The organism is Mesorhizobium sp. WSM4845 (genome assembly GCF_055811455.1).
Genome location: NZ_JBVVQA010000017.1, coordinates 36980 through 54197, shown reverse-complemented (window position 1 = coordinate 54197; position 17218 = coordinate 36980). Strand labels below are relative to the sequence as shown.

Here is a 17218-nt window from a genome sequence, read left to right as displayed (position 1 = left end):
AGATGAGAGGCTACGGCAAGTGAGAGCGACGCAGATGCTGCCAATCTCCGCTCGTGGGGAGAGATTGGCTATCTTCAGGGCCTTCGCCATCGCCAATGTTGGAGATTTGCCTGAGGCCTCTGTCCACGATTTTGTGATGCCGAAAATGCCTGAGCCAGCCGTTATCCTTGCGAGGCGCAGCCGTTCATGCGAAGAGCCCCGGAAAGCAGGAAAGAGTGATGAGCAAGCGCAAGAACGGGCTCACCTATGCCGAGGCGGGTGTCGACATCGATGCCGGCAACCTCATGGTCGAGAAGATCAAGCCGCTGGTGCGCGCGACGCGCCGGCCGGGCGCCGACGGCGAGATCGGCGGCTTTGGCGGCCTGTTCGACCTCAAGGCCGCCGGCTTCACCGACCCGGTGCTGGTCGCCGCCAATGACGGCGTCGGCACCAAGCTGAAGATCGCCATCGATGCCGGCAAGCACGACACGATCGGCATCGACCTCGTCGCCATGTGCGTCAACGACATCGTCGTGCAGGGCGCCGAGCCATTGTTCTTCCTCGACTATTTCGCCACCGGCAAGCTCGACCCCGACCAGGGTGCGGCGATCGTCGGCGGCATCGCCGAGGGCTGCCGGCAGGCCGGATGCGCACTGATCGGCGGCGAGACGGCGGAAATGCCCGGCATGTATCACGGCAAGGACTACGACCTCGCCGGCTTTGCCGTGGGCGCGGCCGAACGCGGCCAGTTGCTGCCGACCGACGATATCGTCGAGGGCGACGTGCTGTTGGGGCTGGCCTCGTCGGGCGTGCATTCAAATGGCTTTTCGCTGGTCCGCCGCATCGTCGCCACCAGCGGCCTTGCGTGGACCGATCCAGCGCCCTTCAACGATGAAGCCACGCTGGCCGAGGCGCTGCTCGAGCCGACCCGCATCTACGTCAAGTCGATCCTCAAGGCGATCCGTAACACGCATGGCATCAAGGCGCTGGCCCATATTACCGGCGGCGGTTTCCCGGAAAACATCCCGCGCGTCCTGCCGAAGGATTTTTCGGCCGAGCTCGACCTCGGCGCCATCGAAGTGCCGGCGGTGTTCTCATGGCTGGCCAAGACCGGCGGCGTGGCGCCCGACGAGATGATGCGCACCTTCAACTGCGGCGTCGGCATGATCCTCGCCGTCGCCTCCGGCCAGGCGGCACAGGTTGCGGCCGTGCTGCAGGAGGCCGGCGAGAGCGTGACGCCGATCGGCCGCATCGTGCCGCGCCGCGACGCCGGCGTGATCTATCGGGGCGCGATCGGCCTATGAGCATGCGCAAACGCACCGTGGTGCTGATTTCGGGACGCGGCTCCAACATGACGGCGCTGATCGCCGCGGCCACCTATCCGGGTTATCCGGCTGAGATCGTCGGCGTCATTTCCGACCGGGCCAATGCCGCCGGTCTCGGCATTGCGGCGGCGCGCGGCATCGCCACCAAGGTGATTTCGCGGGCCGACTATAGCAGCAAGGAAGCGCATGACGGGGCGATCGACGCCGCACTTGTCTCGTTCGGCGCCGAGATCGTGGCGCTGGCCGGTTATATGCGCATTCTCGGCGCGCGCTTCGTCGAGAAATGGCTGGGCCGGATGATCAACATCCACCCTGCCCTGCTGCCCGCCTTCAAGGGGCTGGATACGCATGCGCGCGCCTTGCGCGCGGGCATGCGCATCCATGGCTGCACGGTGCATTTCGTCACGCTCGACATGGATGACGGCCCGATCATCGCCCAGGCCGCCGTGCCGGTGATGGTCGGCGACAATGAGGACATGCTCGCCGCACGCGTGCTGAAGGCCGAGCACCGGCTTTATCCGCTGGCGCTCGGGCTGGTCGCCGAAGGCAAGGCGCGGATGGAAGGCGGCCGCACCGTGCTTGCCCACTTCGCCGATGATGCCGACAACAGCACCTCCGTGATCATGGCGCCCGATCCGCTGCGCGAGGAGACCGACCTCGAGCATCTGGCGCGCATCACTCCCTGAGAACCATCCTTGCCAACATGGTAGCAAATGTTGCTACCATGCTGGCAAGAAGACAGGTTGATGGCGACAGTCGAAAAGGTCAGCGTGGCGCTTTCGCCGGAACTGCTGGACATGGTCAAGGGCGCGGTGGCCAGCGGGCAATACGGTTCGGCAAGCGACGTGATCCGCGAGGCGCTCCGCGAATGGCGCCTTCGCCAGCCCTTGCGCGAGGCGGAAGCGGAACGGCTGCGGAAAGCCTGGACGGAAGGGCTGGGGAGCGCCCCGTTCGCGCCTTTCGACATCGAGGACATCAAACTGAAGGCGCACAGCCGGTTCAGCGACGCCAGCAAAAAACAGCGGAATGGCTGACGTCCTCATTGCCCGGAATCCGGCGCCAAAAACCCAACATCGGTGCCGAAGTGCGAGCATTGACGATCGGCAATTATCTCATGCTTTATCGCCTGGCCGAACAGCGCGTCGAGATCGTGCGCGTGGTGCATGGCGCACGCGAAGTCTCAACATTATTTTGACAGATGCAGACAGGCAAATGGATCTCTTCGACAGCGCTATGCGGGCAAAAGGTGATCTGGCCGGTGCCTTTGAGTATGATGAGGCGGATGATCCTACCAATGCCACGGCATACTTCTATCTGTATCGATCCGAGGACGGGCGAACAGGTTCTGTCATCGATGCAATTCATATTCGATCGGGCGATTGGGCCATTGCTGAAGCAGACATTTCGGTCAGGTGGGATAGGGATGAACGGCGCGTAGGTTTGTTCATCTTTGGTGCGCTTTGGGCGACCTTTGATACCGCCATGGGCACAAAAAATGGCGGCGGATATGGGAAAGACTTTCAGCCCGACATTCCTTGGTCTTAAATTGAACTCATGAAGCAACTCCTTGTTCTGCGTCACGCCAAGTCGAGCTGGGACGATCCTGACCTCATCGACTTCGACCGGCCGCTTTCCGGGCGCGGGCTGAAGGCCGCCCCGCTGGTCGGTCGCGAACTGGCCAGCCAGGGCTGGCTGCCCGATCTGGCGCTGGTATCGCCGGCGCTGCGCAGCCGCGACACATGGCGGCTGGTCTCGGCGGAACTGCCCGCGAAAACGCCGGCCAAATTCGTCCAGGCGCTCTACGAGGCCAGTGCGGCAGACGTTCTCGCCAAGGTACGGCAGGCAAATGCGGCAACGAGCAGTCTCTTGGTGCTCGGCCATAATCCCGGCCTGGAGGAATTCGCGCGCCGACTTGCCGGCGACGGGTCGGATGCCGCGGCACTCAATAAGCTTGAAGAAAAATTCCCGACGGCAGCCCTCGCCCGCTTCGTTTTCGACGGTGACTGGGCGCGGCTGGCCCTCGGCGATGCGCGGCTGACACACTGCGTTTGGCCGAAGGATCTGCGCTAAACGAGGGCTGTGACTTGATATGCAAAAGCAAGAACGGCGGGCCAAGCCCGCCGCTCTTTGCGTTCCGCAGCTTGAGATTAGCGGCCCCAGTTGCCCCGGCCGGACTGAGGCACGACCGGTTCAGTCGTGCCGGGCTGGGTCGTCGCGTTGGTATTGACGGTATTGTGCTCCGCCGTAAACGGCTTGCGAATCGAACCCGTGAACGTGCTGTCGATATTTCCAACAGCCGCATTGCCAACAGGCGCGGCCGGCTGGTTGACGCCGTCCGAACCATAGTGGTCGCTGCCGGCAAAGGTGCTGCCTGTGGCAATGAGGATGGCGGCAGCGGTAAGAGCAATCTTGGTCATTTCAGGTACTCCAGTACTTTCATACTTTCAGTGTTGTTGTCCGTCTCGTGGCGTGCCTTGGGAGGATTTCGCGTCGCTCGGAGCACCCCGAGGTGGGTTGGCCATGCAGCGGTTTCCAATCACAAAGATGTTCCGGCTACGCCCTGAACCGGGTGCTTGAAATCCGCCAAAAGGCTTCCTTCGCCACAATCTTGTCTTTCTTCTCGATGCGTTAGGCGAATATTTTTGCCGCGTGGCCCGGCCAGTTGCTGAGCCGACGTTCACTTGGTCTTGCACAATGCGTCAACAAAAACGAACCGATCGGTTCGATTTCCTGCACAAATGAAATCGCAGATCGACCGGTTTTGCGCTGCCGCCCTAGACGTGCACGTCGCCAAAGGAGAGTTCGCCGTCGTCGCTGGCGGTCAGGAACGCCGTGACCAGCAGACCGGCATAGAAGGCGGCGACCAGCACGACGATGACCAGGCCGGGAATGGGCCCCAGAGCAGCGCCGGCAACCGCCTCGCGCACCGAACTGACGAAGTCGATGCGGACTCCTTCGGTTAGAAGACTGGGGGTCGACAGTTTCAGGATCCAGGCCAACAGCAGGATCAGCAGCATGTGGATGTAGTTTCGACGCAGACGGCGCGCCAACGCCGCTCGTTGCGAAATGAGGAATTTTGGAGTGCGCAGACTTTCGCCGACGACCAACAGCCAATCGGACGCGAAGTCCGGCTGCGGCGAGAATATCTGCGCGAAATAGTGCCGTTCGAACTGGCGCACGCGGGCCCGGTAAACGTCGAAGAAGCGATATCGCCGCGCTTCTATCCACAGCAGCAACAGGACAAGCAGCATGGCAAAAAGCAGCACGCCGTGATGCGCGCTGGCCGTCGAAAGCGAGATGGACAACATTGCCGCGACGACCGTTATCGCCCAATTGCTCGTCCGGTCGAGGCGGTCGCGCCACCCCGTCATGCGCAGAATCTCGGCGCGATGAAAATGCGCCATCGTGGTCACGAGTTCGCCGGGCGAAAGCGTCCTTCCAACGGGGGCCGGTGCTGCCAACGCTTCTGCCATCACCATGTCTCCACCGCCACGCAAAAACGGCTGGTTGGGCATATCGTTCCGACGCTTCACTTTGCCGGGCGCAGCCACACCTTGTTGTCGTGGAACGCCGCACCGCCATAGGGCGCCGGCGCGTCGGCGCCGGTCAGGACGTTGATGCCCTCGCCGCGCTCGTGGGCGCTGTTGGGCCAGATGCCTTCGGCGACCACGACGCCGCGCTTGACGCCATCGAACAATCTTGCGTGCAGCACAACTTCGCCGCGCGCATTGCCGATCTCGACGCGGTCGCCATTGGCCAGCCCATAGGCTGCCGCATCGTCCGGATGCAAAAGCAGTTCCGGCCGACCCTCCTTGGCCATCGACACCGGCGTCTCGGAAAAAGTCGAGTTGAGGAAATTGCGCGCCGGCGAGGTGGCCAGCCGGAACGGATGCGCAGCATCCGCCACCTCGATCAGATCGACGTGGTCGGGAAATTCCGGCAGGCTTGCCACCGGCCCGAACAGGCCCATGCTTTTCGGCGGCCGGTTGGGCGCCGCCTGCCCGGTCCAGTCGGCGCGAAAGCGGAATTTTCCGTCCGCGTGGCCGAAGCCGTCGATAAAATGCGCCGCTTCGAAAGCCGGCTGCAAATCGAGCCACTTTTGTTCCTTGAGGCTCGAAAAACTGCCCAGCCCGCGCTTGCCCAAAATGATGTCGATATGCTGCTGCTCGGTCATGCCGAAGCCAGGCCTGTCGCCAACACCGAGCCTTTTGCCGAGTTCCTCGATGACGAAATGGTTGCTGCGCGGCCCTTCCGGCGGGTCGATCAGCTTCGGACCGAGCGTGATGTGCTGGTTGCCGCCGCCCTTGTAGACATCGTCATGCTCTAGAAACATCGTCGCCGGCAGCACGACATCTCCGAGTTTTGCGGTGTCGGTCATGAACTGTTCGTGCACGCAGGAAAACAGGTCGTCGCGCAGAAAACCCTGCTTCACCAGCCGCTGCTCCGGCGCGACATTGACCGGATTGGTGTTCTGGATCAGCAGCGCCGTCACCGGCGGGCCGCCATAGAGCGCATCCTCAGCGCCGGTCAGCACCGGGCCGATGCGCGAATGGTCGAGATGGCGGATCGCCGGGTCGCGCATCCGCGTGCCTTCCAGCAGTTCCTGGTTCAGCTTGAAGATGCCCGAATTGGAATGGAAGGCGCCGCCGCCCTCATATTGCCAGCAGCCGGTGACCGCGGCGATCGAGGCCGCGGCATGCATGTTGACCGAGCCGTTGCGCTGCCGCGAAAAACCGTAGCCGAGGCGGAAATAGGTTTTCTTGGTCGTGCCGACGAGACGGGCGAAGGCCTCGATCTCATCGACGGAAAGCCCGGTGACATCAGCCGCCCATTGCGGCGTCCTCGTCTGAAGATGCGCTTCCAGACCGTGCGGATCGTCGGTGTATTTTTCCAGATAGGCGCGGTCGGCCATGCCGTCACGGAACAGCACATGCATCACCGCGCAGGCCAGCGCACCGTCTGTGCCGGGCTTCAGCACCAGGCCGAGATCGGCCTGCTTCATCGTCGCGTTCTCGTAGACGTCGATGACGACGATCTTGGCGCCGCGCTCCTTGCGCGCCTTGATCGCGTGGGCCATGACATTGACCTGGGTGACCACGGCATTGGTGCCCCAGACCACCACGCAGTCGGATTTGGCCATCTCGCGCGGGTCGGGACCGCGTAGCGCGCCGGCCCCCATCATCCAGCCGGTCCAGGCCAGATTGGTGCAGATCGAACCGAAAAAGCCGGAATATTTTTTCGCGTGGCGCAGCCGCTCGATGCCGTCGCGCTGCACCAGTCCCATCGTGCCGGCATAGTAATAGGGCCAGACCGTCTCCGAGCCGTATCTTGCCTCGGCCGCGATGAATTTTTCGGCGACCAAGTCGAGTGCGGCCTCCCAGCTCGCGTCCTTCCAAAGGCCCTCATCCTTGGCGCCCGCCCGGATCAGCGGCTTCAGCAAGCGGTCGGGATGATGGACGCGGTCGGCATAACGGGCGACCTTGGCGCAGATGACGCCAGCCGTGTAGCTGTTGGCCTTGGCGCCATGGACGCGGCCGATGCGCTTGCTGTCGAGCAGCTCGACCTCGAGCGCACAGGTCGACGGGCAATCATGCGGACAGGCCGAATGGCCGATCCTGAGCTTGGCGTGCTGATTCATGGGGCGAGATTAGCGGGTTGTAAGGACCGCGTGTAGGGCCAGATCGCGTCTTCCCTTCTCCCCTTGTGGGAGAAGGCAGAGGGGCGTCGCGCTACTCCGCCGTGCCTTCCTCGTATTCCGCCGACATCGACAGCCATTTTTCCTCATGGCCGGCCAGTGTCTGGGCCAGTTGCGAGCGCTCCTTGGCCAGCCGTGTCGCCGTCGACGGGTCCTTTTCGTAGACCGCCGGATTGGCGAGTTCGTCCTCGATCAAGTCGATGCGCTTGCGAATGCGGTCCATCAGCGCTTCGGTGGCGCGGATCTCCTTGGCCAGCGGCTCGAAGGCGGCGCGGCGCGCTGCCGCGTCACGGCGGCGGTCGGCCTTCGAGGCCTTTTCGGCCTCGCGCTTGCCGCGGCGGTCGCCGGCCACGCCGGTGACCAGCGTCTTGTAGTCATCGAGGTCGCCGTCAAAAGGATTGACCGTCCCGTCCTTGACCAGCCACAGCCGGTCGGCCGTTGCCTCGAGCAGATGGCGGTCGTGCGAGATCAGAATGACGGCGCCGGGAAACTCGTTCAGCGCATGGATCAACGATTCACGGCTGTCGATATCGAGATGGTTGGTCGGTTCGTCGAGGATGAACAGGTTTGGCCCCTCGAACGCCGACAGGCCCATCAACAGCCGCGCCTTCTCGCCGCCCGACAGGTCCCTGGCGGCGGTGTTCATCTTCTCGGTGGTCAGTCCGAACTGGGCGACGCGGCCGCGCACTTTCGATTCCGGTGCTTCCGGCATCAGCCGGCGGACATGCTCATAGGCGTTTTCACTCGGTCGGAGATCGTCGAGCTGATGCTGGGCAAAGATCGCCACCTTCAGGCCGGGCGCCACCGTCATGGTGCCGGTCTCCTGCTTCAGGCGGCCGGACAGCAATTTGGCGAAGGTCGACTTGCCGTTGCCGTTGGCGCCGAGCAGCGCGATACGGTCATCGGCATCGATGCGCAGCGTCATCTTCTTCAGGATCGGCTCACCCTCGACATAGCCGACATTGACGTTGTTGAGCGCAATGATCGGCGAGGCCACCGTCTTCATCGGCTCGGGAAAGGAGAACGGCCGCACGTTGTCGTTCACAATCGCGGCGATCGGCTTCATCTTCTCCAGCGCCTTGATGCGCGACTGGGCCTGTCTCGCCTTGGAAGCCTTGGCGCGGAAGCGCTCGACGAAGGACTCCATGTGCTTGCGTGCGGCTTCCTGCTTGACCCTGCCCTTCTCCTGCAATTCGCGCTGCTCGGTGAATTGGAGCTCGAACTGGTCGTAGCCGCCGCGCCAAAAGGTCAGCTTCTTCTGGTCGAGATGGACGATCGAGTTGACGGCGCGGTTGAGCAGGTCGCGGTCGTGCGAGATCAGGAGCACTGTGTGCGGATATTTCGACACGTAGTTTTCCAGCCACAGCGTGCCTTCGAGGTCGAGATAGTTGGTCGGCTCGTCGAGCAGCAGCAGATCGGGCTCGGCAAACAGCACCGCGGCGAGTGCGACGCGCATGCGCCAGCCGCCGGAGAACGACGAGGCCGGCCGCCGCTGGGCGGCGTCGTCGAAGCCGAGGCCGGCGAGGATGGTGGCGGCACGAGACTCGGCCGAATGGGCGTCGATATCGGCCAGCCGCATGTGGATGTCGGCGATGCGGTGCGGATCGGTCGCCGTCGTTTCCTCATCGAGCAATGCGGAGCGTTCGAGGTCGGCCTTGAGCACGATCTCGATCAGCGGCTCCTCGGTGCCGGGAGCCTCCTGCGCCACCTGGCCGATGCGCGTGTTCTTCGGCAGGCTAATCGAGCCGGTCTCGGAGGCGAGGTCGCCGGTGATCGCCTTGAACAAAGTGGTCTTGCCGGTGCCGTTGCGGCCGACAAGCCCTGCCTTGCTGCCGGCCGGCAAAGTCAGCGAGGCATGGTCAAGAAGCAGGCGTCCGGCCATGCGGAGCGAAAGGTCGTTGATGATCAGCATGGCCGCGCTTTTGCACGGGACGTCAGCGCTTCGCAAGACCTCGAGCGGCGGTTGGCCGCATAACGCATGAAAATGGCCGCCAGCGGCAGGTTGCCCGGTGCCGCGGGCGGAGAAAGAAGACGATCGACCCGATCGCCGGCCTCAACGGATCAACGGACCAGCTCCGGGCTGAGCCGGCAACCGCTGCGATGGCGTGGCGCCTGGCGAGCATCGGCTTCTCGCAGTCGAAAACTGCGCATTTGTCAGTTAATTGCCGGTGCAAGGCCGTCGTCGTCATGACGCAAAGGCAAGACTCAGCTATGTCTAGGTGTGCGGCGGACCTGATACCCGCCTGGCCGGCGTCATCGCTCCCCTCCCAAGCGGCGCCGGCCATCTTTCCTACAGGCTTTCATCACTGCGCCGGCGGCGTGCCGGGTTGATCATCGCCTGGCGTCGAGTTGGGCGCAGGGTCGACCTGCGGGTTTTGATCGGCGCCGGGAGCCTTTGTCGGTGGAATGTTGTTGTCGCAGGCCGCGACAGCCAGCGCTGCGGCCAAAACGAACCAGGTCGGGGCCAGCAAAGTTGAGAGCTTGTTCATCGCAACCTCCGTCACCGGGCAAACGAGACGGTGCCGATTTGGTTGCACGCTCGGGCAAGAGCTTGGAACGTTTTGGAACCCGGGGAACAAAACGAGAGAGGGGAACAAAACGCGGGCTCCTCGGTTGGTCCACACCAATGGAGAAATTCATGATCCGTCTGCTCATAGCCGGGGGCGCCGTCGATGTGGCCTACCGCATCGTCAGGGAAATCATCGACGAGGTGCCCGACGACTTCGATCCGCTGTTGCTGCCGCCTCCCGATGACGACAAGTCGCTGCCGCGGCAGTCTGCGACGATGGGCGTCGAGCCGCAGCGCTAGTTTCGGTTCGTCGGTCGGGCGCCAGCTGGATCGGACGCATCGGTCGCACGTACGAAAGCGTTGCGAACAAAGCAGAAACGATGCTTGATGGGCAATGAACCTCGCTGCCCGTGATTCGACCTTCCGGCCTGCCTATCTCGCAAAGCTGAATGCCGAGCAGTGCGTTGCCGTCGAGCATGGCGACGGCAAGGTCGCCGGGCCGCTGCTGGTGATCGCCGGGGCCGGCTCCGGCAAGACCAGTACGCTGGCGCATCGCGTCGCGCATCTGATCGTCAGGGGCGCCGACCCGAGGCGCATCCTTTTGATGACGTTTTCGCGTCGCGCCGCATCGGAATTGGCCAAGCGCGTCGAGCGCATCGCCGGCGAGGTGCTCGGCCGCGACGCTTCCGTCATCACCGATGCTCTCACCTGGGCCGGCACGTTTCACGGCATCGGCGCCAGGCTGCTGCGCGACTATGCGCTGGAGATCGGCCTCGATCCGGCCTTCACCATCCATGACCGCGAGGATTCGGCCGACCTGATGAACCTCGCCCGGCACGAACTCGGCTTCTCGAAAACCGAAGGCCGTTTTCCGACCAAGGGCACGTGCCTGGCGATCTATTCGCGTGCCGTCAACGCGCAGGCGCCGCTAGGCGAAGTTTTGGGTTCGGTGTTCCCCTGGTGCGCGGCGTGGGCAGAACAGCTTAAGGCGCTGTTCGCCCGATATGTCGAGGCCAAGCAGGCGCAGAACGTGCTCGATTACGACGACCTGCTGCTCTACTGGGCGCAGATGGCCGGCGAGCCGGAGATATCGGCGCATCTGGGTGGGCGTTTCGACCATGTGCTGGTCGATGAATACCAGGACACCAACCGGCTGCAGGCCTCGATCCTCGCGGCGCTCAAGCCGGACGGATCCGGGCTGACGGTGGTCGGCGACGATGCGCAGTCGATCTATTCGTTTCGCGCCGCCGAAGTGCGCAACATCCTCGACTTTCCAAAACAGTTCGCCCGGCCGGCCGAGATCGTCATGCTGGAGCGCAACTACCGCTCGACCGAGACCATCCTGGCCGCCGCCAATGCGGTGATCGGCGAGGCCTCGGAGCGCTTTACCAAAAACCTCTGGTCGGAGCGCAAATCGACGGAAAAGCCGAAGCTGGTCAGCGTCCGCGACGAGGCCGAGCAGGCGGGTTACGTCTGTCAGGCGATCCTGACCGAGCGCGAGGCCGGCACGGCGCTGAAGGCGCAGGCCGTGCTGTTTCGCGCTTCGCACCACAGCGGGCCGCTGGAGATCGAGCTGACGCGCCGCAACATCCCGTTCGTCAAGTTCGGCGGGCTGAAGTTCCTCGACGCCGCCCATGTCAAGGACGTGCTGGCGGTGCTGCGCTTCGCCGAGAACCCGCGCGACCGCGTCGCCGGTTTTCGCGTGCTGCAGCTTTTGCCCGGCATCGGCCCTTCGGCGGCTTCGCAGATCGTCGACACCATGGCGACGTCGCTCGACGAAGCGATGGGGCTGGCGCGCTACCGGCCGCCGCAACGCGCCGCCGACGACTGGCCGGGTTTCGTCGCGCTGTTCTCGCAGCTTCGCGCCGGGTCGGGGAAATGGCCTGTTGACCTCGAACAGGTCAGGCTCTGGTATGAGCCGCATCTCGACCGCATCCACGAGGACGCAACGACACGCAGGGCCGATATTCTGCAGCTCGAACAGATCGCCTCGGGCTATGCCTCGCGCGAGCGTTTCCTCACCGAGCTGACCCTCGATCCGCCGGATGCAACCAGCGACGAGGCCGGGCCGCCGCATCGCGACGAGGACTATCTGATCCTGTCGACCATCCATTCGGCCAAGGGCCAGGAATGGAAGAACGTCTTCGTGCTCAACACCGTCGACGGCTGCATCCCGATCGATCTCGCCGTCGGCTCGAAGGAGGATATCGACGAGGAGCGCCGCCTGCTCTACGTGGCGATGACGCGGGCCAAGGACGGCCTGCACCTGGTCATGCCGCAGCGCATTTTCGTCCACGGCCAGGCGGCGCGCGGCGATCGCCATGTTTACGCCTCGCGCACCCGCTTCATCCCGGCCTCGATCCTCGGCGCCTTCGAACAGACATCGTGGGCGAGCGTCCAGGCCAAGGATGATCCGCGCCGCCAGCCGCAATTGCGCGTCGACCTTGGCGCCCGCATGCGCGACATGTGGAAATAGGCCGCTCTTCGGCACGACGCTCATGCCACGGAGCCTGGTGGCGAAAATCAAATTTCGGCAACATGGAACCTGATGCCGCGATCCGCGTTTCTGGGCGTCCTACCCCCGGTCGGAGAGCGGCGTCCGCCCGTCACCTCCGCCCAATTCGAGAGGCCAGAATGCACGATAAGACATTTTTCACCCCGGTCGCCGTAACCGTCGGCGCCGGCCATAAGCGCATGATCGCTTCGCTGTTCGACATGCATGAGTTCCTGACCGAGTTCCCGCCATCGCGGCGACGCCTGAGCTATGGCGCGGCGGTGAAGGCCTGCGAGGCGGCACGCGCCGGCGAGATCTCGCCCGAGGCCGCGCGCGATGCCTTGATCAGCTTCGCGGCGGCGGCAGGCATTCTCTGGCCTTCGGCGCAGCCGGCAGTCTCGGTCAAGCCGATCTCCCGCGACCAGGGCGGATACGCCGCCTGACTGGCCAGGCCTCTTTTGCGACTATAGCCGTCGAAGTTGCTGTTCGTCTTCGACGGGCTTTCCTGTCAATTCGATCCGGATGATCCGAAATCAGGCGTAGGCGCGGCCCTCTTCGCTGCGCTGGAACAGCGTCAGGTCGAGCGGCACCGAAGGCCGGCCGAGAATGGTCAGGATCGCGTGCGCCTGGCCGCGATGATGTGTCTGGTGATTGAAGAAATGATCAAGCGCCGGCGCCAATCGCTGCGAGACGGTGCGCATGTCGGAGACGGTCATGTAGGAGAAGCGGCCGGACAAAGCCTTGTCGCTTAACGCCCCAACCCAGTCGACGATCCTTTTGTCTTCGGCCTCGCGCGCCAGCCGCAAGCCCGGCAGGGCGCGGTGCAGGACCGTGTCGAGCCTGGCCGGCGCGTCGCCCTCGCCGGTAAAGCGCCTCATCCAGATGCGATCGGCAGTCAGAATATGGTTGAGCGTGCCCATCATCGAGCCGAAGAAGACCCCGACGTTGCGGTGAAAATCTTCCTCGTCGAGATCGGCGGCGGCATCGTAGATGCGGCTATTGGCCCATTGATTGTAGGCCGCAAACATCATGAAGTGCTGTTTCATCGTTTTTTCTCCGGCCCGCGAGACCCCGTTCCGGGTGCTTACCGCAAGGCCCGCAACCTCGCTCTAGTAGACCGCAGGGAAGCTGCCGCCAATGACCATTCTGCTCTATGATCTCGTCGGACGCGATGGCGCCCGTCCGTTCAGCCCGCATTGCTGGAAGGCGACGATGGCGCTTGCCCACAAGGGCCTCGATATCTCAACCGTGCCGACACGCTTTCTCGAAGTGCCCACAGTTGAAGGCGGCGTTTCAAAACTCGTTCCGGTGATCCGCGACGGCGAGAAGGTGGTCGCCGATTCTTTCGCCATCGCGCTCTATCTCGACGAGGCCTATCCAGAGCGACCGACATTGTTTTGCGGCGACGGCGGCAAGGCGATGGCGCGCTTCGTCGAACGCTGGTCGCAACTGACCATCCACCCCTATGTCACCACTGCAGCGATCATGGACCTGCACGCCATGCAGGACGAGGCCAACGCCGCCTATTTTCGCCAAAACCGCGAGCAGCGCTTCGGCCAGAGACTGGAAGAGGTGGTGGCGGCGCGGGACGCCGGCCTTGGTGCCTTCCATGCCTCGCTGGAGCCGTTGCGCTCGATGCTTGCCTATCAGCCGTTCATCGGCGGCCAATCACCGCTGTTTGCCGACTACATCGTCTTCGGCGCGCTGCAATGGGCGCGCATCGCCTCGCCCTACCGGTTGCTCGACGACAGCGATGTGGTGGCGCAGTGGTTCGAGCGCTGCCTCGGCCTGCATGATGGCCTCGGCCGCAAGGTGCCGGCGGCCGCCGCCGCGGCATAGGGCAGTAGGGCAGTAGGGACTAAGGAAGTAGCGGGGGCGCGCATTCCTACTCCCCTACTCCCCTACTCCCCTACTGCCCTACTGCCCTACTGCCCTACTGCCCTACTTCCTTACTGCCCTACTCCTTTGGCAAAGACAGTACGAACACCATGACGTCAGACCCGGAATTCCCGGACGATTTTCGCGCCGATCTGGCCAATCTCTTCCTGTGGCGGCGGGATGTCAGGCGATTCAGGCCGACGCCGCTCCCCGAAGGCGCGCTGGAGCGGCTGCTTGACGTCGCCAGCCTTGCGCCCTCGGTCGGGCTGAGCCAGCCTTGGCGTTTCGTCATGGTCGAGAGCGCGGAATGCCGCGCCGCCGTCAAGGCATGCTTCGAGCGCTGCAATGCGGAGGCGCTCGCGTCGTTCGGCGGCGAACGCGCCGCGCTCTATGCGCGCCTGAAGCTTGCCGGCCTGAACGAGGCGCCTTGTCAATTCGCTGTCTTCGCCGACCGCGGGACGCAACAGGGACATGGGCTCGGCCGCCTGACCATGCCCGCGACCATCGAATATTCGGCGGTGATGGCGATCCATACTTTTTGGCTGGCGGCGCGCGCCGAAGGAATAGGCATGGGCTGGGTCTCGATCCTCGACCCGGCCGAAATGGCGACGATCCTGGACGCGCCGCCGGAGTGGACGCTGATCGGTTACTTCTGCGTCGGCTACCCCTGCGAGAACCACAGCGTGCCGGAACTGGAGCGGGAAGGCTGGGAAGTCCGGCGCGCTTCGATGGTGATAAGGCGGTAGTGCAACGGCAACGCTGCCATCCTCCCTTGCAGGGGAGAATGGATATCAGGATGATTTCGCCGATCGCCGGCGTTGCCGACAAGACACCACGGGAAAGCCAGCCGTGACGGCCTTGATCTGAGGAAGGGCACAAATGTTTCGCTACGACGTGCAGGCCGAGATCTGGGTCTATCCAGGCAAGGGCGGCTGGCATTTCGTGACGCTGCCGCCGGAGCTTGGGGCACGGATCAAGACGGCAATGGCGGGGATGGCACGACCCTGGGGCTCGCTTGGCGTGGAAGCCGTTATCGGCCAGACCAGATGGCGAACATCGCTGTTTCCCGACAAGAAATCCGGCAGCCTGCTGTTGCCGATCAAGACGGCGGTGCGGGTCCGCGAAGGCCTTCGGGCTGGCGACACGGCCAAGCTGACGATCGAGATGAAGTTATGACAACATTGGTTTTGGCTGACGGCGACACGCTATGCGGCGGCTAAAGCACGTCGGAGACGCGCTTAAGTTCTTGTTTTTATGCATGTCGTGATCGCAAAACCGCTGCGCACTCTTGCGCGACATGCATTAGCGCCAGCCCCTTGGCAAGCCGGCGGGCGGCTTGTATAGAGCCCGCCACCGTGAATTCCACTCTCCATCACAAGGACGACCCCATGGCGCTCGAACGCACCTTTTCCATGATCAAGCCGGACGCAACCCGGCGCAATCTCACCGGCGCCATTACCCAGATGCTCGAAGAAGCCGGCCTGCGCGTCGTCGCCTCGCGCCGGGTGTGGATGAGCCGCCGCGAGGCGGAAGGTTTTTATGCTGTGCACAAGGATCGTCCGTTCTTCGGCGAACTGGTCGAGTCGATGTCGTCGGGCCCAACGGTCGTGCAGGTGCTGGAAGGCGAGAACGCCATTGCCAAAAACCGCGACGTGATGGGCGCCACCAACCCGGCCAACGCCGCCGAAGGCACCATCCGCAAAGTGCACGCGCTGTCGATCGGCGAGAATTCCGTGCACGGCTCCGACGCGCCGGAGACCGCCGCGCAGGAGATCAAATACTGGTTCTCGGACACCGAGATCGTCGGCTGAGCCGATAAGTCACCACGTCATATGCAAAAAGGCCGGCGCAATGCCGGCCTTTTTCGTTGCGGCGATCCGGCACCGGACGCCGGGCGCCGACACCCGCCAACTGCGCGTGATGCTCAAAAACCGAAACCGGTTATCAGCTCGCGGCGTTGAAGCGCAGGATGACGCGGTCGTCTTTGTCGACGATGATGAGCTTGCCGGCGTCGACGTGATACGATGCCGCCTTGGCCAGCGCCTCGAACAGCGCCTTTTCCTCGGCCATAGTCTCGGGCGCGCAGGCCTTGAACGTCGAACCGATGTCACTGATGGCAATCGTCGAACCATCGACTTTGGCGGTGGCGAAGTAGACGTTGCAAGGCCCGCTGCCTCCGGCCTTGCCGGCCTCGTCGATCCTGAACGTCGCCTGCGGCTCGGCGATCACACCAATGCCGTCGATATACTCGATCAGCCAGCTCTGCCCGACCACCGGGGCCGACGCCGGCTGCTCGCTCGACGTCACCATCTTCAGCATGATGGTCTGCGGCGCGTCGCTCAGTGGATCGACCTGGTGGCGCATATCGGAGATGAACAACAGCCTGTCGTCGACGGTGATGCGCGCCTGCAGCGCATAGGTCATATGAGGCCGGATCACCTGGGGATCACAGCTGATCTCGAACTTGATCGGCACCTGGCCGGCCGGCGCCACCTTGCGCTCGCCGATGACAGCGGCCGTCGCGTCGGCCAGCGAGACATCGGCAAGCTGCACGGAAAGCACGGCTTTCGGCGGCAGAGCGATGCGCTCGCGATACATCACCTCGCCCTTCAGGGTCTTCTCGGCAGCGACTGACAGCTCAGGCACCACCAGTATTCCGACCAGCGGCACGACACCGAAGATGAAGAACTCGGTGATCCTGCCCAGCATGATCCTGCTCCCCATAATGCGCCAAACTGGTCGGAAGGTCTCGCAGGATTGCGGTGGTTCCGTGGCGCCCCACACGGGCTGTTCACACGGCGGTGCCTTCCGGCGGCTCGTTGCCCTGTGGTCGGCCTCCTTGGCGTGACAGGCGAAATATTGCTCACGCCAGGTCCCCATGCGATCACGAAGTCGTGTTCCAAAAAGATGTAACGCAGGGAACCTCCGAACCGAACTAACCATGCGCGCTTGAGGAACGGCGCGCGCAACAACCCAAGCGGAGGTGAAATCATGTCAACAAGATCAACCGTGAGCACGGCCTTTCTGGCCGGCGCCGTTGCCACGGCCCTTGCTTCTTTTGCGACGGCCGCGCCGCTGTCCGAGGCAGAGGCCAAGGCAGCGATGGATGCCGGCAAGGAGAAGTGCTTTGGCGTCGCCCTGAAGGGGCAGAACGACTGCGCGGCAGGACCAGGCACCACCTGCCAAGGCACCTCGACGGTCGATTACCAGGGCAACGCCTGGAAGTTCGTCGACGGCGGCACCTGTACGACGATGGACCTGCCCGGCGACCGCAAGGGCTCGCCCACGGCGCTGACCCGCGACGTCCCGTCCTAAGCAATGCAAGCTGCCCGGAAAGC

General features: G+C 63.6%; 21 protein-coding genes. 14 read left to right on the top strand and 7 right to left on the bottom strand.

From position 1 onward, the window contains the following. Positions 1-218: 218 nt before the first annotated feature. From purM to AC0L2C_RS19730, 6 genes are read left to right on the top strand one after another with little or no spacing between them, the layout of a single operon-like run. Entirely contained in the window at positions 219-1283 is a 1065-nt protein-coding gene (gene purM, locus AC0L2C_RS19755) for a phosphoribosylformylglycinamidine cyclo-ligase (protein ID WP_473524212.1), read from the top strand. Then, positions 1280-1990, top strand: coding sequence for a phosphoribosylglycinamide formyltransferase (gene purN, locus AC0L2C_RS19750; protein WP_287229910.1), 711 nt, complete (start codon positions 1280-1282; stop codon positions 1988-1990). Before purM ends, purN begins: the two co-directional genes overlap by 4 nt. A gap of 60 nt (positions 1991-2050) precedes the next feature. Beyond that, positions 2051-2338 (top strand): type II toxin-antitoxin system ParD family antitoxin, encoded by a 288-nt coding sequence (locus AC0L2C_RS19745; protein WP_473524211.1) that lies wholly within the window; start codon positions 2051-2053, stop codon positions 2336-2338. A gap of 8 nt (positions 2339-2346) precedes the next feature. Then, positions 2347-2499, top strand: a complete 153-nt coding sequence (locus AC0L2C_RS19740) for a type II toxin-antitoxin system RelE/ParE family toxin (protein WP_473524210.1) — start codon at positions 2347-2349, stop codon at positions 2497-2499. Positions 2500-2516: 17 nt separating this feature from the next. After that, the gene (locus AC0L2C_RS19735; RefSeq protein ID WP_473524209.1) at positions 2517-2849 is read left to right on the top strand and encodes a hypothetical protein; all 333 of its coding nucleotides are present in this window, start codon (positions 2517-2519) and stop codon (positions 2847-2849) included. 9 nt (positions 2850-2858) lie between these two features. Further along, positions 2859-3374 (top strand): SixA phosphatase family protein, encoded by a 516-nt coding sequence (locus AC0L2C_RS19730; protein WP_473524208.1) that lies wholly within the window; start codon positions 2859-2861, stop codon positions 3372-3374. Positions 3375-3451: 77 nt separating this feature from the next. On the opposite strand, the gene AC0L2C_RS19725 is transcribed toward AC0L2C_RS19730, so the two are convergent. The 5 genes from AC0L2C_RS19725 to AC0L2C_RS19705 all read right to left on the bottom strand — a co-directional run bounded on the left by AC0L2C_RS19725 (position 3452) and on the right by AC0L2C_RS19705 (position 9488). Then, entirely contained in the window at positions 3452-3721 is a 270-nt protein-coding gene (locus AC0L2C_RS19725; protein ID WP_473524207.1) for a DUF680 domain-containing protein, read from the bottom strand. Positions 3722-4078: 357 nt separating this feature from the next. After that, a complete protein-coding gene (locus tag AC0L2C_RS19720) occupies positions 4079-4777 on the bottom strand; it encodes a DUF2270 domain-containing protein (protein ID WP_023800651.1) in 699 nt (232 codons plus the stop codon). Between the two features lie 56 nt (positions 4778-4833). Further along, positions 4834-6942, bottom strand: coding sequence for a molybdopterin-containing oxidoreductase family protein (locus AC0L2C_RS19715; RefSeq protein WP_473524206.1), 2109 nt, complete (start codon positions 6940-6942; stop codon positions 4834-4836). A gap of 91 nt (positions 6943-7033) precedes the next feature. Next, entirely contained in the window at positions 7034-8911 is a 1878-nt protein-coding gene (locus tag AC0L2C_RS19710) for an ABC-F family ATP-binding cassette domain-containing protein (protein WP_473524205.1), read from the bottom strand. Positions 8912-9302: 391 nt separating this feature from the next. Further along, positions 9303-9488, bottom strand: coding sequence for a hypothetical protein (locus tag AC0L2C_RS19705; protein WP_287301617.1), 186 nt, complete (start codon positions 9486-9488; stop codon positions 9303-9305). 149 nt (positions 9489-9637) lie between these two features. On the opposite strand from AC0L2C_RS19705, the gene AC0L2C_RS19700 reads away from it, so the two are divergent. The 3 genes from AC0L2C_RS19700 (at position 9638) to AC0L2C_RS19690 (ending at position 12445) form a co-directional block, all read left to right on the top strand. Further along, positions 9638-9808 (top strand): hypothetical protein, encoded by a 171-nt coding sequence (locus tag AC0L2C_RS19700; protein ID WP_473524204.1) that lies wholly within the window; start codon positions 9638-9640, stop codon positions 9806-9808. 94 nt (positions 9809-9902) lie between these two features. Then, positions 9903-11984, top strand: coding sequence for an ATP-dependent helicase (locus tag AC0L2C_RS19695; protein WP_473524203.1), 2082 nt, complete (start codon positions 9903-9905; stop codon positions 11982-11984). Positions 11985-12142: 158 nt separating this feature from the next. After that, positions 12143-12445 (top strand): DUF982 domain-containing protein, encoded by a 303-nt coding sequence (locus AC0L2C_RS19690; RefSeq protein WP_473524202.1) that lies wholly within the window; start codon positions 12143-12145, stop codon positions 12443-12445. Between the two features lie 90 nt (positions 12446-12535). Here AC0L2C_RS19690 and AC0L2C_RS19685 read toward each other — a convergent pair whose 3' ends face one another. After that, entirely contained in the window at positions 12536-13048 is a 513-nt protein-coding gene (locus AC0L2C_RS19685) for a DinB family protein (protein WP_473524201.1), read from the bottom strand. 91 nt (positions 13049-13139) lie between these two features. Between AC0L2C_RS19685 and AC0L2C_RS19680 the strand changes: the two genes are divergently transcribed. From AC0L2C_RS19680 to ndk, 4 genes are all read left to right on the top strand, one after another. Further along, a complete protein-coding gene (locus AC0L2C_RS19680; protein WP_473524200.1) occupies positions 13140-13841 on the top strand; it encodes a glutathione S-transferase family protein in 702 nt (233 codons plus the stop codon). A 149-nt stretch (positions 13842-13990) separates the two neighbouring features. Beyond that, positions 13991-14626, top strand: coding sequence for a 5,6-dimethylbenzimidazole synthase (gene bluB, locus AC0L2C_RS19675; RefSeq protein WP_023800661.1), 636 nt, complete (start codon positions 13991-13993; stop codon positions 14624-14626). A 133-nt stretch (positions 14627-14759) separates the two neighbouring features. Then, entirely contained in the window at positions 14760-15056 is a 297-nt protein-coding gene (locus AC0L2C_RS19670) for a DUF1905 domain-containing protein (RefSeq protein ID WP_023800662.1), read from the top strand. Positions 15057-15268: 212 nt separating this feature from the next. Beyond that, positions 15269-15691, top strand: a complete 423-nt coding sequence (gene ndk, locus AC0L2C_RS19665) for a nucleoside-diphosphate kinase (protein ID WP_023800663.1) — start codon at positions 15269-15271, stop codon at positions 15689-15691. A gap of 133 nt (positions 15692-15824) precedes the next feature. On the opposite strand, the gene AC0L2C_RS19660 is transcribed toward ndk, so the two are convergent. After that, positions 15825-16589 (bottom strand): YbaY family lipoprotein, encoded by a 765-nt coding sequence (locus AC0L2C_RS19660; protein WP_473524199.1) that lies wholly within the window; start codon positions 16587-16589, stop codon positions 15825-15827. 282 nt (positions 16590-16871) lie between these two features. Here AC0L2C_RS19660 and AC0L2C_RS19655 point away from each other — a divergent pair, with 282 nt between their 5' ends. Next, positions 16872-17195: a BufA1 family periplasmic bufferin-type metallophore gene (locus AC0L2C_RS19655; protein WP_128172761.1), complete on the top strand. Its 324-nt coding sequence runs from the start codon at positions 16872-16874 to the stop codon at positions 17193-17195. Positions 17196-17218: the final 23 nt, after the last annotated feature.